This is a genomic window from Metabacillus mangrovi (genome assembly GCF_009711125.1).
In the GTDB taxonomy this organism is placed as follows: Bacteria; Bacillota; Bacilli; order Bacillales; family Bacillaceae; genus Metabacillus_B; species Metabacillus_B mangrovi.
Genome location: NZ_WMIB01000003.1, coordinates 21,664 through 47,717, shown reverse-complemented (window position 1 = coordinate 47,717; position 26,054 = coordinate 21,664). Strand labels below are relative to the sequence as shown.

The following is a 26,054-nucleotide window of genomic DNA, read 5'->3' as shown; positions in this document are numbered from 1 at the left end:
TGATGAGCTGCAAGACGGTTCATCACCCGGGAAGAAAATTGGTTTACCTTACAAAAAACGGGGTAAATGAGAACGGTTCCATTAATTTACTTCAAAAGGAGATAAAAAATGAAAAAGCACGTCCTGATTAAACTGATCATCTTGATGCTGGCTGTCTCTTCTCTCAGTGCATGCTCCTCTTCCGGTCAGGAAGCTTCGGGAAATACAACAAAAGATGGAAAAGTCATCGTGGATTTCTGGACCTTTTGGGGATCTGAAACCCGCAGACCAGTGATTGAGAAAATCATAAAGGATTTTAACAGTTCCCAGGACCGGATTGTTGTCAAACATACTTTTCTCCCCTTCGGCGATATCTGGACTAAAAATCTCGCTTCCATTGCAGCAGGAAACCCCGCAGATGTAGTCATCAATGACATTAACAGTGTTGCTCACCGCGCCAAACAGCAGCAGGCCACAGACTTAACCCAATACATAGACACCCATTTTAAAGACCAGTTCTACCCTCACCTCTGGGACACAGTCCAATACGATGGAAAACCATATGCTGTCCCATTCAACACAGATACGAGACTCCTTTTCTACAATAAAAAAGCATTCAGGGAAGCGGGTCTCAATCCGGAAAGACCTCCTCAAACGTGGGAGGAACTTGAAGAGTACTCAAAAAAACTGGACATCAAAGAAGGCAAATCCTATAAGCAGGTTGGCTTTTATCCGCTCTGGGGAAGCATGGGCGAAGCAAGCTGGATGGCTTTTGGAGATGATGGAAAGGGATATTTCCAGGAAGACGGGAATGTCACCATTCACACTCCTGAAAAAGTAAAAACAATGGAATGGATTTTGAGCTGGCAGGAACGGCTCGGCCGGGAAAATGTTCAAGCCTTGAAAGCTGAGTTCGGCAGCGAATCCACCAATCCTTTTATATCAGGTAAGGTAGCGATGTGGGCGGATGTGGCCACCTTCTATACCCAGATCCGCGACTACGGCGGAGACATGGAAATCGGCGCAGCACCGATTCCAGCAAAAACAGCCGATTCTCCCCATTACAGTGAAGGCGGAGGATTCGTAGCGGAAGTTCCAAAAGGCTCCTCCCATCCGAAGGAAGCCATGGAGTTCATAAAATACCTGACAGGCAAGGAAGCTCAGATGCACTGGGCAGTTTCCAATTTTGATAATGCAGCCAATATAGAAGCAGCAGAACAGGCTGCTCAATCCCTGGAAGGCCGGGATAAGGAAGTTTACACACTGGCTAACGAAAATTTAGAAAACACCATTATGTTCCCGGTGCCCATCCATTATCCTGATTACTCTTCCGCACTAAAAGCACAGATTGATCTTATCATCATGGGCAGCCAGACACCTGAAGAAGGACTGAAGGAGGGGGAAAAACGCGTAAAAGCAATGAAGAATTAACAGAGAGGCGGGATGACTTTGCTACCTGAAGAGAAATTTTCATCACCGCGAAAGGGAAAAGCAGCGATTGTAGAGCATCCTGCAAAAAAGGCGTTCAATAAAAGAAAAAGAGATAATCTTATGGGCTACCTCTTTATCAGTCCCTGGCTGTTCGGCTTGATTTTCCTGACAGCGGGTCCGCTGCTCTTTTCCCTGGCGGCAAGCTTCACAAATTACAATATTACCTCAACCTTCGATTTTGTCGGCTTAAAAAACTATACCCGAATGTTCATGGAGGATCAGCTGTTCTGGACTTCCCTGTGGAATACCCTTTATTTTGTACTGTTTTCTGTCCCGCTCACAACTGCAGGTGCGGTATTGCTCGCGGTCCTGCTGAATCAGCCGGTCCCCGGGATGAGGATCTTCCGGACCGTTTACTATCTGCCGGCCGTTCTCTCAGGTGTAGCTGTTTATTTTCTCTGGATGCAGCTTCTGGCCCCATCCTCCGGGCTCGTCAACATTGGCCTTGGATGGCTGGGGATCGAAGGGCCTGCCTGGCTGTTCGATCCTGACTGGACGAAGCCGGCCCTTATTCTTATGAAACTGTGGGGGACCGGAGGAGGAATGCTCCTCTACCTTGCCATCATGCAGAATGTATCGCCCCATTTATATGAAGCGGCCGAGCTTGATGGAGCCGGCCCGGTCCGGAAGTTCTTTCACATTACGCTTCCTCTGATCACTCCGGTTATTCTTTTTGACCTCGTAACCAGTACGATCGGTGCTTTTCAGATTTTCCAGGAGGCTTATGTGATGTCAGAGAACGGGGACGGCAGTCCTGCCAACTCCCTGCTCTTTTATAACCTCCACATGTGGAGAAATGCATTCGAGTACTTTAACATGGGGTACGCTTCAGGCATGGCATGGGTACTGTTCCTGATTATTTCGGTTCTTACCTTCCTGCATATGAAGTTCAGCAAAAGATGGGTGCATTACGGGGGGACGGACAAATGAGAACACAGAAAAGAATCCGGCTGTCCATTGTTTTTTTCATACTGCTGACAGGGAGTCTGCTCATCCTTTCACCGGTTGGGTGGATGATTTTCACTTCCTTAAAGACCCCTCAGGAAATCATTCAGTTTTCGTCCCTGTTCCCAAAGGAATGGAGATTTGAGAACTACGCTGAGGCCTGGAATTCAGCCAATTTTTCAAGGTGGACCATCAATACACTGTTTATAGCCGTAACGAGCGTTCTTGGCAGTGTATTTGTAAATGCATTTGTTGCCTACGGGTTTGCCAAAATTCCGTTTGCGGGGAGGGACAAGCTGTTTGCCCTTGTTCTCGGCACCATGCTCCTTCCAGGTTTTGTTGTTTTAGTCCCGCAATACATCCTGTTTTCCAAACTCGGATGGATTAACACGTATCTGCCGCTGATCGTTCCAGCTTTTTTGGGAAATGCGTTTTTCATTTTCCTGCTCAGACAGTTCATGCGTTCCATACCGGATGAACTGATTGAAGCCGCGATCATGGATGGAGCCGGCCATCTGAAGATCTGGTGGCATGTAATGCTCCCGTTAATCAAGCCCGCTCTAATTACTGTAGCCATTTTTTCATTTAACGGTGCGTGGAATGACCTGCTTGGTCCTCTGCTTTATATTAACGATGAGAATCTGTATACACTGCAAATTGGAATGCAGACCTTTAAAGGCACTGTTCAGACTCAATGGCATTATCTCATGTCCATGTCGGTGCTTGTACTGATTCCGGTCGTCCTGCTGTTTTTCTTCTTCCAGAAGTATTTTATCTCCGGCTCGAACATCGGGACAGGAATTAAAGGATGAAAAGTGCATCAAAAAGACCCTGAAAGGCAGAAGCCTTCAGGGTTTTTTTGATTCCTTGCCATTAGAGAATAGGCTGTCCGGCTTCAAGTAAACCATCTTTCCTTCAGCGACAGTCAGTAAAACCTCTGTATCCAAAAGCTTATCCGGATCCTCAAGCTTGAACGGGTCCTGATTGAGCACAATAAGATCCGCATCATATCCTTCTTTTAGTTTGCCTCTCTCCCCGCCGCGATGAATGATTTCTGCGCTCCCTGTGGTATAAAGCTGCAGGGCCTCGTAGACGGAAAGGGCTTCTTCCATGAAATAACCAGGTTCGTCCGGGGTATGGATACTCTTCCTCGCAACAGCGGCATGGATGCCTATAAAAGGATTCAGCGGCTCAATGGGTGCATCCGAACCGCCGGCACATCCGATTCCCATTTCCAAAAGTGTTTTCCAGGCAAAAGAAGTCTTTAGACGTTTTTCACCCAATTTGTCAAAGATCCATGGAAAATCACTCGCTGTAAAACCTGGCTGTATGTCCAGCATGATCGGAAGGGCAACGGTCCGTTTCATTAATTCAGGTGTTAATACCTGTGCATGTATAAAGCGGTCCTTTTGTCCTTCTGCTGCTGGAGGATGGATTTCCACTGCATTCAGAGCCATTTGATAAGCAAGGTCCCCAATGACATGGATCGCGATCTCTCTACCATACTCCCTTGCTTTACGAACCAGTTCATTCAGCTGCTCTTGAGTATGTACGGCGACACCATTTGTTCCAGGATCATCCAGGTACGGTTCGCTTAGCAGGGCCGTGCTTCCTCCAAGAGAGCCATCGGCAAAAATCTTCATGGCCCCGTATTCAATCAGCCGCTGATTGGCCGGAGCTGCTTTTTCAAAGTCATCGATGACAAGGTGGTGTACAAGCAAATGGGCTTTGAACGGCATCTCTTCCGTAATTACAGCATGATAAGCCTGCACAGGCAGATTAAAATTCCCGTAATAGGATAGATCCTCCGAGTGCCCGCCGGTTAATCCATAGCGGAAGCAGTCCTTAACCGCCAGATTTAGAGCCTTTTTCAAATCATTCAGGGATACCGGAGGAATGGTGTCAAATAACACAATGTCCTGTGCACGATCCATGAGGAATCCCGATACCGTGCCGTCCGCCCGTCTCCCGATAATCCCCCCGGCCGGGCTTTCCGAACCATCTGTAATGCCTGCAAGCCCCAGTGCTTTGGAATTTGCCAGAATAGCATGTCTGCAGATGCGCTTCAAAACGATCGGATGGGAAGAGGAAAGCTCATCGAGGACGGTGCGGTCAAACATTTCTCCTTCTGCAAGCTGATGTTCGTTCCACCCTTCCCCGATGATCCATTCTCCTGCCGGGACAGACGCTATTTTTTCAGCCAGCGCAGCTTTGATTTCTTCATGAGATTGCATTTGAGAAAAATCGAGCCTTCCTAATTTTTCACCGTGGCCGATCAGATGGAGGTGGCTGTCTGTCAATCCGGGAAGAACGGTTTTTTCTCCGCAGTGTATTTCGTCATCAATGGAACCGGCATAAAGGTCCCTGAGTTCTTTTTCCTTCCCTGCCGCACGGATCCTGTTTCCCTCGGTAAACACCGCTTCAACGGTCTGTCCCTCTTTCTCCATCGTGTAAAATTTCCCGCCGTACCAAAGCGTACCCATCAAACCACTCCGTTTCTGTCAAAATACTAACGCGCAGGTGCACATCCTGCAGCCTGAATTGATTCATTTCCTGCAGGCGTCCGGCCGCTGATCTAACCGGCGCTCTAACCGGACGAAGATTCAAGCTTGTCGATGTATCCTTTTGGTCCATTTCCTGAACGATTGAAAAAGAACCGGGCTTTCACCCGGTCCCTCCTTATTATGCGTGCTCCCGGTTCATTTCTTTCTGCCGAAGCTCTACTCTCCGGATTTTGCCGGAGGCTGTTTTCGGAAGATCTTCAACAAATTCTATTTTTCGCGGATATTTATAAGGAGCTGTCAGCTTCTTAACATGTTCCTGAAGGACTTTGGTTAATTCCGGGTCCTGCTTGTCGGAATCACCGGTCAGCACCACATAGGCTTTTACAATACTTCCTCTTATTTCATCGGGACTTGCAACGACGGCACATTCCCTCACCCGAGGATGCTTAATCAGGGCATCCTCCACTTCAAACGGGCCAATCGTATAGCCTGAACTGATGATAATATCATCCGACCTTCCTTCAAACCAGAAATAGCCTTCTTCATCTGTTCTTGCACGGTCTCCCGTCAAATAATAATCTCCCCTGAACTGCATGGCAGTCCGTTCAGGGTCTTTATAATATTCCTTGAAGAGGGCGGGCGTTGACTTATGGACTGCGATGTCTCCTACCTCCCCGGGCTGACACGGAACTCCTTCACCATTGATCACCGCTACTGAATTGCCCGGTGTCGGTTTGCCCATGGAGCCCGGTTTGATTTCCATCCCTTTCATAACCCCGACAAGAAGCGTGTTTTCAGTCTGGCCGTAGCCGTCCCGAACTTCAATTTGAAAATGCTTTTTAAAGGTTTCAATCACTTCCCGGTTAAGGGGCTCTCCGGCAGAAACGGCACTGTGCAGGCGGGACAGATCATAGCGCTGAAGGTCAGGTTCTTTTGCCATTAGTCTGTACTCGGTTGGTGTGCAGCATAAAACATTTATTTCATGCTCCTGCAGCAGCTGCAGATAGCGTGCTGCTTCAAATTTTCCGTGATACACATATCCGGTTGCTCCCATCCCCAGCACGGAAAGGAACGGACTCCAGATCCACTTTTGCCAGCCCGGGCCTGCTGTTGCCCATACTTTATCCTCTTTGCTGATGGAAAGCCAGTTCGAAGCGGCTGTCCTAAGATGGGCATAAGCCCAGCCATGGGTGTGAATGACCCCCTTCGGATTCCCTGTCGTTCCAGATGTGTAAGAGAGAAAAGCCACACTTGTATTTTTGGTCGGGGCAAATTCCAGACCGCCTGACTGGCTCTCCATCTCTTCAGAAAGGGAACGCCAGCCTGGACGGGCTTCTCCGATCACCCATTTTAAAAGGGATTCTGCTTCCTCCACATCGTTTGTCTGACCCGTGAATTGGTCGTAGCAGACGATTCCCTTCACTTCTCCGTGGATGATCCTGTAGCGCAGGTCTTTCGGTCTGAGAAGTTCTGAGCTTGGGATGACCACCATCCCTGCTTTAATGGCTCCTATGTAGACGGCATACGCCTCTAAAATTCTCGGTGTCATGATCAGCAGTTTATCGCCCGCACGCATTCCCGCTTCGAGTAAAGCGCTTCCAACTTTATTTGCCTGCAAAATCAATTCTTTGTATGTAAGTTCTTTTCTCGTTACCCCGTTTTCCCAGATCAGGGCTGTTTTATCTTCCTGAGCGTATTTTTCCATTTCCATTACTAAATTATAATCCTCCGGTGCGAGAAGACTTTCCCGATTCATTACCATTCCCCCTTTTTCTCTATTATACAAAATATTTGCAACCTTTTGAATAATATAGCGGAAAAATAAAGGAAGTGCTGCCTCATCTGTTTGGAAAAACTAAAAAGAGCAGGGTTGCCCCTGCTCCTGTAGCCATGTGTCTATATTATTTTTGGTAACCGCTCATGTTAGACTGAGCGTAAGAAACTAGACGCTTAGTGATCTCTCCACCTACAGATCCGTTAGCGCGTGCAGTAGTTTCAGGTCCAAGGTTTACACCAAATTCAGAAGCGATTTCGTATTTCATTTGGTCGATCGCTTGCTGAGCGCCTGGTACTACCAGTTGGTTAGAACTGCTTTGTCTGCTTTGTGCCATGTGTTCTCACCTCCTTGTGAATATAGAGTGTGTAATAACACATGGCTTCATTCTCTCAGTCTCTTTGGTAAATTTTCCTATTAGAGCAAATCGTCCATACGGGAATCAGCTGCAGTATCGCCCAGCACAATGGTTTCGGTATTTGCGACTGCTTCCGCAATCAAGCTCTCAAAGTCTACAAAGCTTTCGTAGCGGTCAGCTTTCTCAAGCTTCGGCCTTGTTTTTGGAGCTGCCGGTGTGAAAATGGTGCAGCAGTCTTCATAAGGTCTGATGGAAATGTCATGAGTGCTGATTTTTTTTGCCAAATCAATGATTTCCGGTTTATCAAAAGCCGCAAGAGGTCTGATGACAGGTGATGAAGTAACTGCATTGATAGCAAGCATGCTCTCAAGGGTCTGGCTGGCTACCTGGCCGACACTCTCTCCGGTCACGATCGCCAGGCCGTTGTTCTTTTCTCTCAGCCTGTCCGTGATCCGGAGCATCATCCTTCTTGTCGAAGTCATTGTATAATTTTCAGGGACCTGCTGCTGAATCTGTTCCTGGATGGCTGTGAATGGAACGATGTGCAGCTTGCTGATCCCCCCGAAGGTGTACAGCCTTTCAGAAAGATCCAGCACCTTTTGTTTCGCCCGCTCGCTTGTATAAGGAGGACTGAAAAAATGCACACCTTCCAGCTCCACTCCTTTTTTCATCATTAGATAGCCCGCGGCCGGACTGTCAAGGCCGCCTGAAAGCATCAGCATCGCTTTGCCGCTGATCCCTGCCGGAAGTCCTCCCGGTCCAAACCGGTTTTGAAACATGATGTACGTACTGTCTTCCCGCACTTCAATCTTCAATTCATGATCCGGCTTCCGGACATTGACCGTCAGTCCATCCGTATTGGATAAAACAAACCCGCCAACCTGCCCATTTAGCTGATCGGCCGGAACAGGGAACGTTTTATCGGACCTTCTGGCACTGACCTTAAACGTATCTCCGCTGCTGTAAACGGACTGAATGGCTTCCAAAGCCGTCTGCTTTATAACATCAGGATCACTGTCACATTTCACGGCAAGGCTGAAGGAATGGATGCCGAAAATGCCCGCCAGCAAATCTGAAACTTCCATATGAGGCTCTCCATTCAGTTGGATAAAAATCCGATCCCGGTTGGAGAGCAGTTTTAAGGATGGATAATCCTTCATGACTCCTCGGATGTTCCGTTTGAGACGGTCTACAAATTTACTTCTGTTTTTCCCCTTCGTGGACATCTCCCCGAAGCGGACAAGTATATGATCAAATTGCATATGATTACCTCTTTACACGTTTAATATGAAGAATTCCTTTTTCCAGGGCAGGAAACAAAGGCTCCAGCATGCTGAAATCTATATCTGCATTCAGGCTGATCCGGATGCCGCTCATTGCCTCGTCCCTGCTTCTGCCCATCGCAAGAAGAGTATGGCTCGGCTCACTATTCTTTGAAGAACACGCTGAAGTTGTTGATACGCAAATGCCGCTTTCCTGCAGCTTATGCACAAGCACTTCTGATTTAATACCTGGAACAGAAAAATGGATAATGTGGGGAGCCGATTTCTCTAATGGTGTATTAACGGTAATTCCCTCTATTTTTTCGAGTCTGCTGATCAGTTTGGATTTCGTTTCATACAAGCCGGAAAGCTTATGCTTGTACTGGTCCATGGCAAGTCTTAAAGCCTTGGCTCCGGCTGCAATGCCGGCAACATTTTCAGTGCCCGAACGGGAGGCTCTCTCCTGCTCCCCGCCGGAAAGAAGCGGCATCAGCTGGATTCCTTTTCTGGCATAAAGGATCCCCGTTCCCTTCAGCCCATGAAATTTGTGGGGTGAGAAGCTGCACAAATCGATTCCGGACCGTTTCAAATCAAGCGGGACTTTCACAGCGCCCTGAACATGATCTGTATGGAAAATGACATTAGGGTGATTTTTTAAAATCATGCCAATTTCTTCCACGGGCTGAATAGTGCCTACTTCATTGTTCACATGCATGATGGTTACAAGGATCGTATCGCTTCTTACTTCCTTCCCAACCTGGTCTGCACATATTCTTCCATGCCTGTCGGGTTTTATCACCGTTACCTGAAATCCGAATTCTTTTTCAAGCTGCAGACAAGCTTCCATTACAGACGGGTGCTCCATTGCAGATGTTATAATATGACGGCCTTTATGCCGGTTTTTAAGAGCAGTTCCTTTAATAGCCAGATTATTGGCTTCCGTTCCGCCGGATGTAAAAATGATTTCCTCTTCTTCCGCACCAAGCAGGCCCGCGGTCAGCCTTCTTGCTTTTCTCAGAAGAAGTTCGGCTTCGCTGCCGATTTGGTTTAGGGATGACGGGTTTCCAAAATACTCCCGTGAAATTTCCATATAAGAATCCAGAACTTCCGGATAAGGTACAGTGGTGGCGCTATTATCCAAATAAAGCATCATCATTCCTCCGTGTTTACATGCACACATCGTAATATACTACCATATTTAAGCCGATAATGAAAAGGCGTACAATTTATGTTGACGCCCGGAATATTTTGAATATAATTAAAATTGAAACAGTTTAACAATTCGACATATTTCTCAGAAATGTGTTACGATTCTACCGGTATGTATTGTCGGAATCAGGAGGCTTAACATGAATCACCGTTTATCGTCTAAAGAAACCTTTGTAGTCGGGCTCATGCTGTTCGCGCTATTTTTTGGAGGAGGCAACATGATTTTCCCCCCTTCTCTCGGACAGGCTGCAGGAACGAATGTATGGATTGCCATCATCGGGTTTCTCATAACAGGAGTAGGACTGCCTCTGCTTGGCGTCATTGCAATCGGACTTGCCGGCTCAGACGTTCAAACATTGGGGAGCCGTATTCATCCTATATTCGGAATTGTTTTTACAATTATTCTCTACCTGGCTATCGGGCCATTGTTCGGAATTCCGAGAACCGGGACCGTTGCATTTGAAATAGGAGTTACGCCTTTTTTAACAGAAGGTCTTGCGAAATCTCCTTTAACACTGCTTATCTATACCGTGGTGTTTTTCGGACTCACGTACTGGCTCGCATTAAATCCAAGCAAGCTTGTGGACCGGATCGGGAAATTGCTAACTCCGGGATTGCTCGCTGTTCTGGCACTGCTTGCGTTTAAAGCCATTGCCACACCGATGGGAACCATTCAGGCTCCGCAGCCAAACTATCAGGAAGGACCTTTTTTCAAAGGGTTTCTTGAAGGCTACTTAACAATGGATACACTTGCAGCACTGGTATTCGGAATTGTAGTGATCAACGCTGTGAAAGATAAAGGGATTACAGACAGCAAAGCAATTACAAAAGTCTGCATCCAGGCAGGTCTGATCGCAGCAGCAGGACTTGCACTTGTCTATCTGTCACTTGGATATATCGGGGCTACGAGCATAAGCTCAGTCGGACTGCAGGAAAACGGCGGACTGATTTTATCAGGAGCAGCGAACGAACTGTTTGGTCTATTCGGCAACGCCGTATTGACTCTTGCCATTACGTTTGCCTGTCTAACCACCAGCGTCGGCCTCGTATCAGCTTGCGGTCAGTATTTTTCGAAAATTCTACCAAAAGTATCGTACCCGGTGATCACTCTTGCACTGACCTTATTTTCAGCTGTTATTGCAAATGTAGGGTTAACCCAGCTTATCGCGTTCTCTGTCCCGCTTTTAATAGCCCTTTATCCGCTGGCCATCGTGCTCATTCTTTTGTCTTTTATAGACAAACTGTTCAACAGGGCTCCGGAAGTTTACTCAGTCAGTCTTCTTTTTACAGGAGCAGTCAGCATCATTGACGGGTTAAAGGCTGCCAAAATAAGCAGTCCTGCCATCACGGGCTGGTTTGAAGCCTACCTTCCTCTATTTTCAGAGGGAATCGGCTGGGTTGTCCCCGCTATTGCAGGGGCGGCAATCGGATACGTGATTTCCTTGCTGCGAAAATCACGCCCTGAACCAAAGATTAAAGAAAGCCACGGAAAAGCTTAATACAAAGGCTTCATCCTGTATCTTTACTCTGCCGATTAACATGGCAGAAAATAAACACAAAAAAGGAACTTGGATAGCCAAGTTCCTTTTTTGATGAATTGGAGCGATAAGTCATTCTTATTTGCGTACTCGCTCTAAAAGGAGAGGTGCTGTATTCAGTAAGATAGAAGCGATTGTCAAGAACCACAATGCATTCGCCATACTTGGGACTACATCCGATATCGCTCCCCAATCTTCTGCTTTCACCCACCCGTTCAGACTGCTGTAATCTGCGCAGATGGTTAATGCTGTTAATGATAATGCCGCCGCCATCGCAAGCTTATAATCCTTTCCTGCTGCATACATAAATAGGTTTATAACTGTTACAGCTATGGCCGCAGCCCCTAATATAATCCACATAACGATACCCCTGGTATTTTTTTGTTTTTAGCGTTTATAGCGTTTATTTGAAAATTGAAGGTGTAATCTTCATCTGCCCTTTTGAAATCCAACTCCCTCCGATTTACCCCCTTTATTTTAACATAAAATTTCCATATGATTTTAAAACTTATTTATTAGACGGCGCAGCTGCTGATCAGCCTGCTGTTCATTTATCAATAAGGCTTTGTTAAAGCATAATGTTGATTTTTCACACCAGTTGATTGCAGCGAAAGAGGCGTGAGACTGGGAGCTTGAGAACAGCGGGACAGGTGAGACCCCGCAGTCGCGCAGCGGCGAGGAGGCTCACCGCCCGCCCCTGGATGAGCGAACGCCTGCTAGCTGCAATCAACAGCCAAGTTTAACAGAGCTAATAAAAAAAAAGACAGCCATTCGTATGTGAATGGCTGTCCCCTAAAGGGTGATCCATGAAATTCAAACCCGTTAATTTTATTTGCTTTTCAGCTCGGTCAGGTCCTCTTCTACAAGAGTGCCGATTTTCTCAAATGAGCCTGGCTCGACTGTTTCGATTGCGGTGGCGGCTTTTTTCAGTGAACTCTCATATTCATAGTTTCTGAATAAGTGTTCTGCTTCCTGCAATTCTTTTGAAAGGCCGGCATTTCTGCTTCTGAAACGGTTGCCGTATTGAATAATTTTTTCCACATAATATACTTGTTCGATCATATCCTCTGTCTGCTCATGCACCTTTGCCGCTGCAGCCAGGGCATCCTCCAATAGAATATTGACAGCTACCATATCCAATGGAATTTCATGGAGCTTATCCGAGACGAGGCCAATGGTTCTTTTCGCATCCCTCAGCAATTCCGTATAGGCTGCCGGCAAGCCGGGAATGTTGCTCTTGCTTATCAGCCTTGCCGAATCATTCAAGAGTGTTCTGGCTGCAGTCATCTGTTCACGTGCCTGCAGCTCTTCCTTGCGGAGGGTATGGAGCGTGTCCCTATACCCTTCATGCTCTGCTTTGACTTCAGCCGTGAGCTTTTCAAGTTCAATCAGTTCTTCCTTAAGAAGGGAATAGGCCGTTTGCTCATGTGCGATTTTATCCTGAATGTGCAGGCAGCGTTTTTGCAGGGACGCTACCTGCTTATCGATGCTGCGGAGCCTGGAGGTTTCCTCCTCACTTAAATGATAGCTTCTGCGAACGGTTTCCGTTTCATCTTTTGTTGCCGCTTTTTCAGCTGCAAGGCTTTGGATGGCGACATCCGCTTTCGGTGTCTCCGAGAGAATATAATGATGGGCATGAACCTCTTTTTCGAGAAGGTCATACATCGTATCGATCGATTCCTGGATTTCCTGAACCCCTTCTCTGATTCCTTCCAGCTCCAAATCACAGATTTTCTCCCTGTACAGGGTGAGAGAAGTGGAGATCCGCTCCCTTTCACTGCTTACCTGGATATGGTCAAGTACATATCCCTGCTCAGCCATCTCTTTATACCCTTCTTCAATTTCCGTGAGCTGGGCCGGAATTCCGCTCTGGCATTCTGAGAGCAGCGCGGGGATTTGTTCAATTTTTTCGCAGAGTACATCCAGCACCGCTTTCTGGGCGGTCAGAATATCACGGGCAGCAAGATAGTTTCCTGCATCCGTTTCCGCATCAAAAAGCTTCAGGCCTTCATACACTTCATACAGTGCCGTTTCAAGTTTGGCATGGGCTCCACCGAACGTATGGCTGTGCGCGAGAAGAGCTCTTTTTGCGTTCTTGAACTGCTCTCTTATCTCATCGATCTCCGAACTGTTTCTTTCTTCGCTCGTGACCAGTTCATAGATTTCTTCGATTATCTGCTCAATGTTCTCGTCCGCAGCATCAAGCATCTTATCGATATGAGCAAGCACCTCACGTGATTTTTTAAAACGGTATTTGTCCGCATGGTCCTCTGCGTCAAAAAGAAGTTCCTCTACTTCCGGAAGCTGGGCTGTTACAATCTCATCCCATTCCTGTCTCCACTTTTCGAACAGTTCTTCCGCCTGTCCCGTCATTTTCAGTTCTTTCACTCTGGACATTTCATCGGCGAGCGACCGGTTCATGATCTCAATTTTCCTCGCCTCGAGCCGATCCACTTCCCGGTAAATATTTTTCCTGATAAAATAACCGGCTGCAAAAAAAAGAACGAGCGCAGCCAGCAAACCAATAACGACTTCCATAATGGGCCCCCTTGCTGTATATAAGAAAAAGCACAAGCGATCCGCGCCCCGCAGAGCTGCTTGCGGCTTACACATTGCATGTAAAAGCGTTTAATCCGGACAGGATATGCTGAATGCAGCTTAAAATTGCCGCGGTCTCAATAATCTTTTAGGCGAAATATGTATGAACTGATTAAAAATGAATTGTTTTTCAATGTTTTTATGATACCATGTTAACAATATTTTTTGACCAGTTTTTTAAATTTTTTACACCTATTATCCTGCTTTATGTCAAGGGGGAGAAGATTTTGATGAAAATTGACGCTCATGTACATACGCCTTTTTGTCCGCACGGGTCCAGGGACCGTTTATCCCGCTATGCCGAAAGAGGAATCCAGCTCGGGTTTGAGGAGCTCACCTTTACAGAGCATGCACCGCTTCCGGAGACCTTTTCGGATCCCGTCCCCAATAAGGACAGCGCCCTGCCTGCTGATCAAGTGGAAGCATACATTAAAGCGGTACAAGAGGTTAAGAAGGAGTATTCGGGAGAGATCAAAATCAATCTCGGATTTGAAGTGGATTATATTGAAGGATTTGAAAAGGAAACTGCAGCGTTTTTAAATCAATATGGATCCATAATCGACGATTCCATCCTGTCCGTTCATTTTCTTCTTGCCGGAAATGCCTTCCACTGCCTTGATTTCAGTCCGGAAGGGTTTAAAAATCTGTGCCTTGCTGCAGGATCAATCAGTGCAGCACACAGCCTTTACTACCGCACAGTAGGAAAATCGATCACGGCTGACCTTGGGGATTTCAAACCAAAAAGGATCGGCCACATCACACTGGTTCATAAATTCCAATCCCTGTTTCCCGTCCCATCAGCTGAAAAGGATTTGAACGATTTGGACAGGCTTTTGGACCTTGTGAAGGAAAAAGGGTATGAGCTGGATTACAATACAGCGGGCTTGAGAAAAGAATATTGCAAAACCCCGTATCCCTACCGCGAAGCGGCTGAACTCGCCCTTAAAAAGAAAATTCCGCTTGTATACGGTTCAGACGCACACGCTTCGGCAGACCTTGGAGCGGACTATCACAATTATGTCAGCCTGATCAGCGGATCACCTCAGATGCCGGAGTCAAAAGAGAAATAATCCAGCTCTCCAGTTCGTGGAAATATTGTTTAACAAAGTAATCTTCATGCGGCTGGAGGTACAGCACTTCTGCAATATACTGCGGCTGAAGGAAGGGCATGGTGAGCATCCCCTTCAGCTGGACGATAAAATGCCCGACCGGGATCTTGTTGAGGCTGCCATCATCGATTCCCTCTTCGATCAGAGTGGACAGCAGGAATTTTTCCTTCAGCATATACGTGCTCATCACTTCCCTGATCAGCATGGTATCAAGAGTGACCTCTCTGTATACAAACCGGGTTAATTGACGCCTTTCATGCTGATAGCTTAGAATATTTAAAACCAGACGGGTTAGTCTGTAGACCGGACTTTTTCCCATATCGGCCAAAACCGCCTGATCCATTACATCCAGGTATCCTTCATAAAAATCAGAAACAAGATGCTCCATCAAGCCGGTTTTGCCATTAAAATAGTAGGAAATATGAGCTACGTTTACACCTGCTTTGCTTGCAATAGAACGAACGGAAGTGCCTGAGAAGCCGTTCGTGTTAAACAGGGCCACAGCAGCTTCAATGATTTTTTGCTTTGTCAGACTAAAGGCTTCCTGCTTCATTCCGGATTCCTCCTTTTTGTTTCTCAGGACTTTTTTCCACAGAAGCCGGTGGATTCCTTTAGTGACTTATCGACAAAGTTTCGCGCTAATGGCCTGCCTTACCAATTTAAAGATGAAAAGAGGGAGATAGACGATGTTTCATGTCGAAAAATACTCAAAGAACACGAAAGAAAATTATGAATTGGTAATTAAACAGCTTCAAGCCCTCCTGGAGGGAGAACAAGATCAGATAGCAAATCTTGCCAACGCATCTGCACTGCTGAACCAATTCCTTGAAGACATCAACTGGGTGGGCTTCTATTTAATGAAAGAAGGCGAACTCGTTCTCGGCCCGTTCCAGGGTCTTCCTGCATGTGTGAGAATCAAGTCAGGAAAAGGAGTGTGCGGAACGGCTGCCGCTTCAAAAGAAACCCAGCTGGTCATGAATGTACATGAATTTCCCGGACACATCGCCTGTGATTCAGCCACCAATTCAGAAATAGTGGTTCCGCTTGTTAAAAACGGCGAAGTTCTCGGAGTTTTGGACATTGACAGCCCGAGCCTGTACCGATTTAACGAAACCGACAAAGAATACCTGGAAAAGTTTGCAGAGGCACTGCTTCCGTTTATTTAACCTGTCACAAGCCCGGTAAAAAACAAAACCCCCTGTATGCGGTCAGCATCCAGGGGGTTTTCTGTTCACTTTATATACAGTTCTGACCGTCTTCACTTCGCGATCCGATTCTGAACGATTACCTGATTCTTTCCGTTGCTTTTGGCCTGATAAAGGGCACGGTCAGCACGCAGGAAGAGCATCTTAGGCGTATCATCTTCCTCAGCCTCCCAGGCTGACACTCCGCACGAGATGGTAACCCGTGGTGAGGTCGTGCTCCGGACCCGTTCCAGAACTCTGTGGGCAACACAAATTCCGATCTCCGGGTCAGCCTGCGGAAGGTAAATGGCAAGTTCCTCTCCCCCCCACCTCGCGCCGACATCTTTTTCCCGGATGCTGCTTTTAATGATATTCCCTACCTGAATGAGCACATCGTCTCCGATCTGGTGGCCGTACGTATCATTAATGTTTTTAAAATTATCGATATCTATGAGGATAAAAACACCGTGACGGTCCTCATTCATCGAGTGCCGGATCCGTTCATTCAAATAGTTTCTGGAATACAGCTTCGTCAGATTATCTGTCTTCACAAGCGCTTCCAGTTCCTCGCGGAGCATCGAATTCGATAAAGCAAGGGTGGAATGGTGGATCAGGGACTGAAGGAGCTTGAACGTCTCAAAGGTAAAATGATAGGGCTTTTCATGCAAAGCGATGGCATATCCTCTCAGCTGTCCGTTTTCCATCATCGGCACAGCCATCAGGCATTGATAGATGCCGTTTGAAAAGCCCTGTGCCGGGAGGTTTCCAATGAAAATTCCTTCTCTTTCATTCTCAATTTTCGAGAGCACAAAAGACAGATAGCTATCCGCTTCCGGAGTGATGAAAAAGCCCGTGCTGCCGGGCAGAAGCTGGTCCGTGCCGGAGGAATTTCTGTAATAAAAGCCCGCTTCCCTGGCGTTAAAGGAGTGAATGACCCGTTCTGCAAGAAACTTCATCGTATCTTTTAATGGAAGGTTCTTGTTTAGCTGGTGAGATGTTTCATTAATCAGCCTCAGGTCATCGATCAGCTTTCTCGACTGCTGGTAAAGCTGGGCATTTTCCATGGCGTTGCCAGCTGCATTCGCCAGCATCATAATGAACTCGATCTCTGATTCCTTGATCGGATGATTTTTATCCGCTATGACCTCGAGCACCCCGTAGACGCCCTGCCGCCCCTTGAGCGGCACATAGACATGCACCTTATCCGGCTGGGAGCGGTCCATCCTGATGGCTCCCGTCAGAAAAGCCTCCATCGCTGTATCAGCTGAACCCTGCTCATCAAAATATAAATCTTTTGTCGGCAGCTTAAGGCGGCTGTCATTATCATGGGACAGGAACAGATAAAAAAGAAAAGCACCGTACATTGACTGAAGCGCATTGATCAATTCAGCCAGCACCTGATCCTTGTCCATAGCGGAATGGAACGATTCTGTAAGTTTATACAGACTTCCATGCTTCCTGGAGCTGATCATATTAATCTCTGCACTTCTGCAGAAATAGAGAAATTCAGTACAGATGCGCCCAGTCTCGCTTAACTCTTCTCCGTCGTGTCCTCCTGTCATTTCCAATACGGCAAACCATTCTTCATGCGGTCCGCCAATCATAAATCGGCTTTTGCCGTGCTTGCGTTCGCTGCCCGCTTTAAATAATTCCCGGCTTCCCTCTGCATCAGAAGGAACAGCCTGATCGGGCGAAGTACTCGCCATAAAATAAGGCAGCAAAGGTACACTTGAAGAATAATAGCAGGAAATCGATACCTGCTCTGCACCATATACTGTTTTTAATTCTCCAGTAAGCCATCTCGAAGCTTTTTCCAGTGACAAATCCGCTCTTTCATTATATAAATAAGTAAAGAAACGGCCCTTCAAAGATGCAGCCTTGCTGTTGGTTTCTTGCATATATGGACCACCCGTTAGATTCCAAATTAAGTAAATATTTGTTAGATTTATTATATCATAAAACCTGCTGTTGCCAAAGATGAACTTTCCCGGTTTGCACATCCCTAAACATACGTTGACAAACGATTATATACAGCTTATAATCTTTAATGTTGTGTAAAATATTGCAGCCTGCAGAATCGCATAGATGATCCCATTTTGTTCCCGCATGAATTTGCGAGGTGCATCGAGTAACTCCCTGCTGCTGGAGCGAGGGTGCATGAAAACAAAATGGCCATGCATGTAAGGTTCGGTTTGGTTTTTATTTTATACAAAATAAAAACTTTAAGGAGGAGTCATATAATGTCTCGTTATACTGGCCCTAGCTGGAAACTATCCCGCCGTCTTGGAATTTCTCTGAGCGGTACAGGTAAAGAATTGGAAAAACGCCCTTACGCTCCTGGTCCCCACGGTCCCGGACAGCGTAAAAAACTTTCTGAATACGGTCTTCAACTTCAGGAAAAACAAAAACTTCGTCACATGTACGGAGTAAATGAGCGCCAATTCCGCAACACGTTCGTTAAAGCAGGAAAAATGAAAGGGATCCTTGGCGAAAGCTTCATGGGTTTGCTTGAATCCCGTCTTGACAACGTTGTTTACCGTCTTGGACTTGCACGTACACGCCGTCAGGCACGCCAATTGGTAAACCACGGTCACATCATGGTTGACAACGCTCGCGTTGACATCCCGTCTTTCCAAGTAAAGACTGGTCAGGTTATCACACTGCGTGAAAAATCCCGCAATCTTGATATCGTGAAAGAAGCTATGGAAGTTAACAGCTTCGTTCCAGAATATCTTACTTTTGATGCTGACAAGCTTGAAGGAACTTACACTCGTTTCCCTGAGCGTTCCGAGCTTCCAGCTGAAATCAACGAATCTCTAATCGTAGAGTTCTACTCCCGTTAATCCGCGGAGACAGGAAAACCCCCGAAAGCATTGTTCTTCAATGCTTCGGGGGTTTTTTGTTATGCCTCACTTGATTTTAGCCTGTTTGAACAGCGTGATCACGATAGGCAGAAAAGTGCCACCCAAAATGACAGGCAGCTGCCAGATACCGAGATGCCAATCCTGATTGAGCGCAATGGTTATGGATTCATAGATAATAAGTGCGAAAACAATCAGGCAGATGTTCTTCAGCTGATTCACCAGCTTTCTGCTGAGCAGATAAAACGCTTCCGCATTTGACTCATTGAGACGCTGCGGATAATTATGTGTTTCCGGGTACTTTTCAAGCACCTGCATCGTCAGTAAAATGAACAAGCCGACAAACGGCAAAATGAGCAGCTCCCACTTTGATCCCCACCGGTCCACTTCACCTATCGCATTGTAATGCCCCGGAACCTGCTCAGGCAGCGCATTCCAATGAAAGGCCATCCATATAATCGAGCCAATATAAAAGAAATAACCAATAACATCCCAAATCTGCTCACTTCTTGTCTTCGCTATTTTTATTTTCGGACGTACTGCTGCACTCTTCATACACTTCCCTCCGTTCTATAACTATACGGGTGCAAGGGGAAAATGGTTTCAAAAGCAGGGCAGAGCTTTTTTGGAGGGCGTGCTCTGACCCTTGCTGCTTCACCGCAGCGGGGGAACAAGCACCGGCCGGACGGAGCCATGGCAGCAAAGGCGCCGCTCACATGGGGGACGGAGGTTTCGTGCTTTAGCGTAAGTGGGGTCAGAGCACAAAAATTTTTCACAAAAAAAAAGCGCCCAATAAGGACGCTCTCTAATTAGTATTTCACCATTGTATATTTCTTCTTCCCTCTCCGGATGATTGTGAATTCATCGTCGATCCGGTCTTCCCCCTGAAGAACGTAATTCAAATCCTGCTGACGTTCACCATTAATATAGATGGCTCCGTTTGAAACGTCTTCCCGTGCCTGTCTTTTCGATGGAGAAACGCCGGCTTCGATGAGAAGATCGATCAGTCCGATGTCCTTCGCGCTTGCTTCATGTGTAGGAACATCTTTGAAGCCTTGTTTAATTTCTTCGCCGGTCAGTGCTTTAATGTCTCCGCTGAAAAGTGCTGCGGAAATCCGGATTGCCTGGTCCAGTGCTTCACGGCCATGCACCATTGCGGTTACTTCTTCCGCAAGGCGCTTGTGGACAGCCCGTTTTTCAGGCGCATCCTGGACTTCTTTTTCAAGAGCATTGATCTCCTCATGGGAAAGAAAAGTAAAGTATTTCAAGTATTTGACAACATCGCGGTCATCAGCGTTGATCCAGAACTGGTAGAACTCGTAAGGAGACGTCTTTTCCCTGTCGAGCCACACTGCTCCGCCTTCCGTTTTCCCAAACTTGGTTCCGTCGGCTTTCGTGACGAGCGGAATGGTTAAGCCGAAAGCTTTCGCGTCAGTTTCTGTTCTGCGGATCAGCTCAAGTCCTGCAGTGATGTTTCCCCATTGGTCGCTTCCGCCAATCTGGAGCTTGCAGTGCTCGTTTTTATAGAGTTTTAGGAAATCATAGGATTGCAGGATCATGTAGGTGAATTCCGAGAATGAAATGCCGGATTCAATTCGTGTCTTGACAGAATCTTTGGCAAGCATGTAATTGATGCTGAAGTTCTTGCCGACATCACGCAAAAATTCAGTAATTGTCATCTTTCCAAGCCATTCAAAGTTATTCGCGATTTCCGCTGGATTCACTTCTGCTTCAAAATCAAGGAAACGGGAAAGCTGATTTTTAATACTGTCAGACCATTGCTGAACAATATCCTCCGTATTCAAAGTGCGCTCTGCTTTCTTACCGCTCGGATCACCGATCAAGCCTGTTGCTCCGCCTACTAGCGCAATCGGATGATGCCCAGCCAGCTGGAATCTTTTCAGTGTTAAGATAGGAAGCATATGCCCGATATGAAGGCTGTCCGCAGTTGGATCGAATCCGGAGTATAGTTTAATGCTTTCTTTATTTAAAAGCTCCTCCAGCCCTGCTTCATCTGTAACCTGATTAATGAGTCCTCTGAACTTTAAGTCCTGCAGCAATTCATTCATTGTCATGCTCCTTTTCGATTTTATTGGAGAATCTGTTAAATAGGGCGTTCGTCTGCTGCAGATGCATGCAGCCCCGGAACACAAAAAAGCCCCTTCATACATATATGAAGGGACGAATTTCGCCGCGGTACCACCCTACTTAAGAATAACTGAATATTCTTCGCTCAATGGATAACGGTCCAGTACCGTCTGAAGGCTTAAAAATAAACCACAGATGCTCATGGCATGTAATTCGCATTTTGTCTTTGTGCTGATTTTCACCGGCCATCAGCTCTCTGATACAGGGAGACAACTGCTACTGTATACCAATCCTCGCTCAATATTCACATATAAAGTTTTTATCACGAAAAAGAACTTCTGTCAAACGGGCAAAAGTAATGAAAATTTTCTGTTAATTTTGTGGTATACTAATTTTGCTCCTGGAAGGAGGATGGATATGGAGAAATGGATCAGTAAAATAAAGTTATCTGCTGAACAAAGGTCTTTATGGGCCCGGAGGCTTCGAATTACATATGGGGTTGTGTGGAACATCACGCTGATCGTCATCATCCTGCTTGGCGGAGCTGCTGTTTTTGCAGCAAGTGCTGGAGCGGGGTACTTCGCCTCACTCGTGAAGGATGAAGAAGTGCTCAGCTACGAACAGATGCGTAAGGATATCGGAAGCTATGAAGAGACGACCGAGGTTTATTTTGCCGGACAGGAGCTGGCAGGATCGCTCAGAACCGACCTTTTCCGGACAAAGACAAGCCTTGAAAACATCTCACCTCATTTAATCAATGCTGTTATTGCGACAGAGGATGAATTTTTCTATGAGCACGACGGCATCGTTCCCAAAGCCATTTTCAGAGCCATCTATCAGGAGTTTTCGAACGCTTCTATGCAAAGCGGAGGAAGCACTCTTACCCAGCAGCTCATCAAAAATCAGATCCTGACAAATGAAGTGTCTTTTGACCGCAAAGCTAAAGAAATCCTTCTCGCCCTAAGGCTCGAACGATTCTTTGAAAAAGACGAAATCTTAGAGGCTTACTTAAATATGGCGGATTTCGGGCGGGATTACAACGGCCGCAACATCGCCGGTGCAGAGACAGCTGCCCGGGGCCTGTTCGGTGTGAGTGCAAAAGAACTCACTCTTCCGCAGGCAGCTTTTATTGCAGGCCTTCCTCAAAGCCCTTTTGCCTACACACCTTACGGAAACGACGGGAAACTAAAACAGGATCTGTCACCCGGAATCAGCAGGATGAAAACCGTATTAAACAGGATGCTGAAAGAAAAGTTTATTACCGTTTCTGAATATGAGCACGCTTCTGAAGAAGACATTGCCTCCTCTTTCATTAAGTCAGGGAAAAAGAACATGAACACGCAGTATCCCTTCCTGACAGATGAAGTGGAAAAACGGGCAAAGTCCATCCTTATGGAAGTATTCGCAGAGAAGGACGGCTATGTACCAAGCGAATTGACGAAAGAGCAGATGGACAGCTACCTCACTCTGGCAGACCGGGCATTGCGCCAAAATGGCTACCGCATTCATACTACCATTCATAAAGGGATTTACGAATCCATGCAGAAAGCTGCAAAGGAATACAAGGACTACGGGGAAATGAGTGAGTATACTTTAAAAGACCCCGATACAGGAAAGAGCAGATCCTACAAAGAACCGCTGGAACTTGGCGGGATGCTAATTGAAAACAAAACCGGAAAGATTTTGAGCTTTGTCGGCGGCCGGGATCATTCCCGTTCACAAGTCAATCATTTTACTTCGCTGCGTCCGATTGGCTCCACGATGAAGCCGCTGCTCTTTTATGCACCTGCAATCGAAGAAGGCTTTCTCCAGCCGGGCAGCTATCTGGCGGATATTCCAAACGAGGTTAAGGAAAACGGAGAGATATGGCCGCAGAATTCGGATGGCCAATCGCATGGGCTTGTCAGTGCAAGAACCGCGTTATCGAAGTCATACAATCAGGCGGTCGTAAACGGCTATTCAAAGTTTAAGTCTGTTCAGCCTGTAAACTATCTGTATAAGATGGGAATCACGAGCATTCTTCCTGAAGAAAATGATCATCTGTCCCTTCCACTGGGGGGCGGAGGGGAAATAACAGTTGAAGAGAACGTCAACGCCTACACGGTCTTTGCCAATAACGGGCAGTTTGCAGATGCCTATTTAATCGACAGCATTCAAAATTCAGACGGCACTTATGTGTATCAGCATGAGCAAAAATCCGAGAAGGTCTTTTCTCCTCAGACTGCTTACTTAACGGTAGATATGATGAGGGATGTCCTTTCAGACGGAACAGCACGGAGGATTCCGGGGCTGCTTGATTTCGAAGCGGACTGGGCCGGCAAGACCGGGACCACCCAGGATACAAGAGATGCATGGTTTGTCGGCAGCAATCCGAACATTACTTTCGGGACGTGGATCGGCTACGATCATCAAGGAAAAATCCAGACCTACAAAGGGAAAAGATACAATCAAAGAAGCCAGGAAATCTGGGCTGCTCTCATAAATGCAGCATACAAAGAAAACCCTGACCTCATCGGCCCCGAGGAACCGTTCAGAATGCCTGAGGGCATCGCGGAATTTCCATTCTGCGCATTAACAGGCGGTTCACCTACAGATCTATGCAGACAGGCCGGGTTTGTAGAGTCTGATCTATTCCATGTAAAATATGCACCAGAGGCAGCAGGCGAAAGCTTAAAGTCTGGGAAGTACGTGCTCCAAAAAGGGATTGCCTACGAAGTGCCTGCATCGGCTCCTGAAGATTTCATTTACAGCGGACCTATGATGAGCAGGGAAATCCTCAGCCGCTTCGGTCTCGATTCTCCTGCCGAGCTCTATACCTATACTAAAAACCTGAGGAAGCTTGTCGTCTATTCAGGCGAAAAAATTGAAGAAGATGGCATGCCTCCATCTCCTGTTGCAGGGGTCAGGATCAATGGAGCGGTCCTGAACTGGAATAAGTCAGCACAAAAGGACCTGTTAGGGTACAGGGTGTACATGGCAACAGGCAGCTCCCGAAATTACACAAAAATTGCAAGCATCAGCATATCAGATGAACCGGGGATCACCCTCGGATCTGCAAATGCCTCCTATTATGTAACAGCAGTAGATGCAGCAGGAAAAGAATCAGCCCCCTCCACGATCGCAGTCAAAAAACCATAAAGCTGAAGGAATCAGCTGCAGTGGACAAACAGATGAGACCATGCAGGGAGAAACTTTACTGTCCGTACCTAGTTAAACGGCCGGCTCTTATGTGATTCGCTCATACATCACATAAGAGCATCCTGCCGGACTTGATTGTTGCGGATTCTGGCCAGTTTTTTGGCGGGATATTGACGGCTCTCGGACACTTATTGGCCATAATTCAGGTGATGTCCAGGGGTTCCGGCCACTTATTTAGGTAATTCCAGGTGCTATCTGCGGGTTCCGGCCATTTATTTAGGTAAATCCAGGTGCCATCTGCGGGTTCCGGCCACTTATCTAGGTAAGTCTAGGTGCTATCTGCGGGTTCCGGCCACTTATCTAGGTAAGTCTAGGAGCTATCTGCGGTTTCCAGCCACTTATTTGCGAAAATCCCGGGTATATTTGAGAAAACTGGCCGTTTATTTGCGAAAAAAATAATATATATTTGCGATTTTGAACGGTTTACTTTTGCGAACGCAGTCAGCGGGGTGCCGTCCTGCAGCGGAATATTATCGAAAATCCTGATATATTATCGAAAATCCTGATATATTATCGATAATCCCAATATATTATCGATTCGACTTTTTCCGCCAAATTTTGCGCAAGCTCATGATAAAAAGCCATCATCGTCTCAGCCCATGACTTAAAAATCAGGACTGACAGAAAAAAAACCGGATCCAGCGCGGATCCAGGTTTCAAGAATCCTGCCGCGATAAATCTTTGCTGGCAGCATGAAAAAAAGCCGGACCTGTGTGTCCGGCTTTATCTTTTCAGCTTACTACTACGGTTGAACAGGCGATGCATTAGAAGCCTGCGCCACCAACATAAGATGCTCCAATGATAACCAAAAGAATAAACAATACCACCAATAGCGCGAAGCCGCCACCGTAACCAAATTCACCCATTTTTTACCCTCCTTTCTGCAAGTTCAACTTAGTATATGGCCGCATGCTTAAATGTGGAACGGTCCATGTCCCCCAAAAAAGAAGGCAGCCGCCAAGATAGGTTTCAAGTTGATTTTCGCGCGGGTAACATATGGATAAGAACTGTTTACAGGAGGCTTAATATGGCATTCATCAAAGAACTTATTCATCGCATACAAAAACACGATCTAGGTGACCTGGCAGCGGTTCTGGCTTACTATTTCCTGCTGTCTCTATTCCCGCTCCTCATTTTTTCATTGACACTGCTCCCTTATTTTTCAATAGAGCCGGAGACAGTTGGCAAATTTGTAAACCAGGTGGCGCCGGGCGAATCCGGGCAGCTCCTAAAAGAACAGATCACCTCGCTGATCTCCACCCCTAATGGGGGCCTCCTTTCTTTTGGTATCATCGGGGCTTTATGGTCCGCATCAAATGCAACCAATGCAGTAATGAGATCTCTGAACGTGGCTCATATGGTGGAGGAATCCAGAGCATTCTGGAAAGTGCGCGGGATGGCTATTATTCTGACGATTGGACTTGTTCTTGGGCTGGTTGTAACGCTCGTCCTCCCTATTTTTGGCGATGTACTGCTGGCAAGCATCAAGGGATTTTTCCCTGAAACCCCATTAACAGACGGACTGTTTGTACTGATTCGTTTCCTGATTGCCTTCTTCCTGATGGCTTTAATTCTTGGAATGATTTATTACTTTTCTCCAAATGTCGACTTGCGCGTCAAAGACATCTATCCAGGGGCCATCGCAGCCACGATTCTATGGCAGGTGATCTCCTTCGGATTCTCTCTTTACGTCAGCCAGTTCGGGAACTACCAGGCTACATACGGAAGCCTTGGAGGGGTCATCGTCCTCTTGACTTGGCTGTATTTATCCGGCTTTGCCATCCTGATTGGCGGCGAGATCAACGCGATCCGCTTTTGCAAAAGAACGAGCCAGCACTGCTACACAGAAGAGAAAAACGAAAGCGGTACGATCAGCAGCTGATCAAATCACAACAAGAAAACCCGGAGTGCACTGCATTCCGGGTTTTTGCGTCTATGTTCCGACCTATTCCGGCG

General features: G+C 46.7%; 21 protein-coding genes and 1 other annotated feature. Of the genes, 9 read left to right on the top strand and 12 right to left on the bottom strand.

What is annotated here, in order from left to right; genetic code table 11:
- Positions 1–108 precede the first annotated feature (108 nt).
- The 3 genes from GKZ89_RS05385 (at position 109) to GKZ89_RS05375 (ending at position 3,227) form a co-directional block, all read left to right on the top strand.
- Positions 109–1,410: an ABC transporter substrate-binding protein gene (locus GKZ89_RS05385; protein WP_155111377.1), complete on the top strand. Its 1,302-nt coding sequence runs from the start codon at positions 109–111 to the stop codon at positions 1,408–1,410.
- Between the two features lie 120 nt (positions 1,411–1,530).
- Entirely contained in the window at positions 1,531–2,400 is an 870-nt protein-coding gene (locus tag GKZ89_RS05380) for a carbohydrate ABC transporter permease (RefSeq protein WP_241680139.1), read from the top strand.
- Positions 2,397–3,227, top strand: coding sequence for a carbohydrate ABC transporter permease (locus GKZ89_RS05375; protein WP_155111375.1), 831 nt, complete (start codon positions 2,397–2,399; stop codon positions 3,225–3,227). The genes GKZ89_RS05380 and GKZ89_RS05375 overlap by 4 nt, the downstream gene beginning before the upstream one ends.
- A 36-nt stretch (positions 3,228–3,263) precedes the next feature.
- Here the strand turns inward: GKZ89_RS05375 and GKZ89_RS05370 are convergent, their stop codons facing one another.
- The 5 genes from GKZ89_RS05370 to GKZ89_RS05350 all read right to left on the bottom strand — a co-directional run bounded on the left by GKZ89_RS05370 (position 3,264) and on the right by GKZ89_RS05350 (position 9,463).
- Positions 3,264–4,898, bottom strand: coding sequence for an amidohydrolase (locus GKZ89_RS05370; protein WP_155111374.1), 1,635 nt, complete (start codon positions 4,896–4,898; stop codon positions 3,264–3,266).
- A gap of 199 nt (positions 4,899–5,097) precedes the next feature.
- A complete protein-coding gene (mbcS, locus tag GKZ89_RS05365; RefSeq protein ID WP_155111373.1) occupies positions 5,098–6,675 on the bottom strand; it encodes an acyl-CoA synthetase MbcS in 1,578 nt (525 codons plus the stop codon).
- 145 nt (positions 6,676–6,820) lie between these two features.
- The gene (locus GKZ89_RS05360) at positions 6,821–7,030 is read right to left on the bottom strand and encodes an alpha/beta-type small acid-soluble spore protein (RefSeq protein WP_123918434.1); all 210 of its coding nucleotides are present in this window, start codon (positions 7,028–7,030) and stop codon (positions 6,821–6,823) included.
- Between the two features lie 80 nt (positions 7,031–7,110).
- On the bottom strand, positions 7,111–8,313 hold the full coding sequence (gene thiI / locus GKZ89_RS05355) for a tRNA uracil 4-sulfurtransferase ThiI (RefSeq protein WP_155111372.1): 1,203 nt from the start codon (positions 8,311–8,313) through the stop codon (positions 7,111–7,113).
- Positions 8,314–8,317: 4 nt separating this feature from the next.
- Positions 8,318–9,463, bottom strand: a complete 1,146-nt coding sequence (locus GKZ89_RS05350; RefSeq protein WP_155111371.1) for a cysteine desulfurase family protein — start codon at positions 9,461–9,463, stop codon at positions 8,318–8,320.
- Positions 9,464–9,662: 199 nt separating this feature from the next.
- Here GKZ89_RS05350 and brnQ point away from each other — a divergent pair, with 199 nt between their 5' ends.
- A complete protein-coding gene (brnQ, locus tag GKZ89_RS05345) occupies positions 9,663–11,021 on the top strand; it encodes a branched-chain amino acid transport system II carrier protein (protein ID WP_155111370.1) in 1,359 nt (452 codons plus the stop codon).
- Positions 11,022–11,138: 117 nt separating this feature from the next.
- Here the strand turns inward: brnQ and GKZ89_RS05340 are convergent, their stop codons facing one another.
- Together GKZ89_RS05340 and ezrA are read right to left on the bottom strand one after the other, a co-directional pair.
- Positions 11,139–11,420, bottom strand: coding sequence for a hypothetical protein (locus GKZ89_RS05340; RefSeq protein WP_155111369.1), 282 nt, complete (start codon positions 11,418–11,420; stop codon positions 11,139–11,141).
- A gap of 468 nt (positions 11,421–11,888) precedes the next feature.
- Positions 11,889–13,598 carry a septation ring formation regulator EzrA gene (gene ezrA / locus GKZ89_RS05335; RefSeq protein ID WP_162356524.1) on the bottom strand — a complete coding sequence of 570 codons (1,710 nt, stop codon included), beginning with the start codon at positions 13,596–13,598 and terminating at the stop codon, positions 11,889–11,891.
- Between the two features lie 287 nt (positions 13,599–13,885).
- On the opposite strand from ezrA, the gene hisJ reads away from it, so the two are divergent.
- Positions 13,886–14,728, top strand: coding sequence for a histidinol-phosphatase HisJ (hisJ, locus tag GKZ89_RS05330; RefSeq protein WP_194201623.1), 843 nt, complete (start codon positions 13,886–13,888; stop codon positions 14,726–14,728).
- On the opposite strand, the gene refZ is transcribed toward hisJ, so the two are convergent.
- Entirely contained in the window at positions 14,688–15,320 is a 633-nt protein-coding gene (gene refZ, locus GKZ89_RS05325) for a forespore capture DNA-binding protein RefZ (protein ID WP_155111367.1), read from the bottom strand. The two genes, hisJ and refZ, sit on opposite strands and share 41 nt — an antisense overlap.
- Positions 15,321–15,453: 133 nt before the next feature.
- Here refZ and GKZ89_RS05320 point away from each other — a divergent pair, with 133 nt between their 5' ends.
- Complete coding sequence (locus GKZ89_RS05320; RefSeq protein WP_155111366.1) at positions 15,454–15,933, top strand: GAF domain-containing protein; 480 nt, start codon at positions 15,454–15,456, stop codon at positions 15,931–15,933.
- A gap of 92 nt (positions 15,934–16,025) precedes the next feature.
- Here GKZ89_RS05320 and GKZ89_RS05315 read toward each other — a convergent pair whose 3' ends face one another.
- Entirely contained in the window at positions 16,026–17,849 is a 1,824-nt protein-coding gene (locus tag GKZ89_RS05315) for a sensor domain-containing diguanylate cyclase (RefSeq protein WP_241680135.1), read from the bottom strand.
- Between the two features lie 342 nt (positions 17,850–18,191).
- On the opposite strand from GKZ89_RS05315, the gene rpsD reads away from it, so the two are divergent.
- Positions 18,192–18,794 carry a 30S ribosomal protein S4 gene (gene rpsD, locus GKZ89_RS05310; RefSeq protein ID WP_155111365.1) on the top strand — a complete coding sequence of 201 codons (603 nt, stop codon included), beginning with the start codon at positions 18,192–18,194 and terminating at the stop codon, positions 18,792–18,794.
- A gap of 66 nt (positions 18,795–18,860) precedes the next feature.
- On the opposite strand, the gene GKZ89_RS05305 is transcribed toward rpsD, so the two are convergent.
- Both GKZ89_RS05305 and tyrS read right to left on the bottom strand, forming a co-directional pair.
- Positions 18,861–19,367 (bottom strand): DUF1648 domain-containing protein, encoded by a 507-nt coding sequence (locus GKZ89_RS05305; RefSeq protein WP_155111364.1) that lies wholly within the window; start codon positions 19,365–19,367, stop codon positions 18,861–18,863.
- Positions 19,368–19,621: 254 nt separating this feature from the next.
- Positions 19,622–20,881, bottom strand: coding sequence for a tyrosine--tRNA ligase (gene tyrS, locus GKZ89_RS05300; protein ID WP_155111363.1), 1,260 nt, complete (start codon positions 20,879–20,881; stop codon positions 19,622–19,624).
- 105 nt (positions 20,882–20,986) lie between these two features.
- Positions 20,987–21,203, bottom strand: a binding site (T-box leader).
- Between the two features lie 114 nt (positions 21,204–21,317).
- Here tyrS and GKZ89_RS05295 point away from each other — a divergent pair.
- A complete protein-coding gene (locus GKZ89_RS05295; RefSeq protein ID WP_162356522.1) occupies positions 21,318–24,038 on the top strand; it encodes a transglycosylase domain-containing protein in 2,721 nt (906 codons plus the stop codon).
- An 824-nt stretch (positions 24,039–24,862) separates the two neighbouring features.
- Here GKZ89_RS05295 and GKZ89_RS05290 read toward each other — a convergent pair.
- Positions 24,863–24,964, bottom strand: a complete 102-nt coding sequence (locus GKZ89_RS05290; RefSeq protein WP_155111361.1) for a YjcZ family sporulation protein — start codon at positions 24,962–24,964, stop codon at positions 24,863–24,865.
- A gap of 161 nt (positions 24,965–25,125) precedes the next feature.
- Here GKZ89_RS05290 and GKZ89_RS05285 point away from each other — a divergent pair, with 161 nt between their 5' ends.
- Positions 25,126–25,980: a YihY/virulence factor BrkB family protein gene (locus GKZ89_RS05285; protein ID WP_241680134.1), complete on the top strand. Its 855-nt coding sequence runs from the start codon at positions 25,126–25,128 to the stop codon at positions 25,978–25,980.
- Positions 25,981–26,054 lie beyond the last annotated feature (74 nt).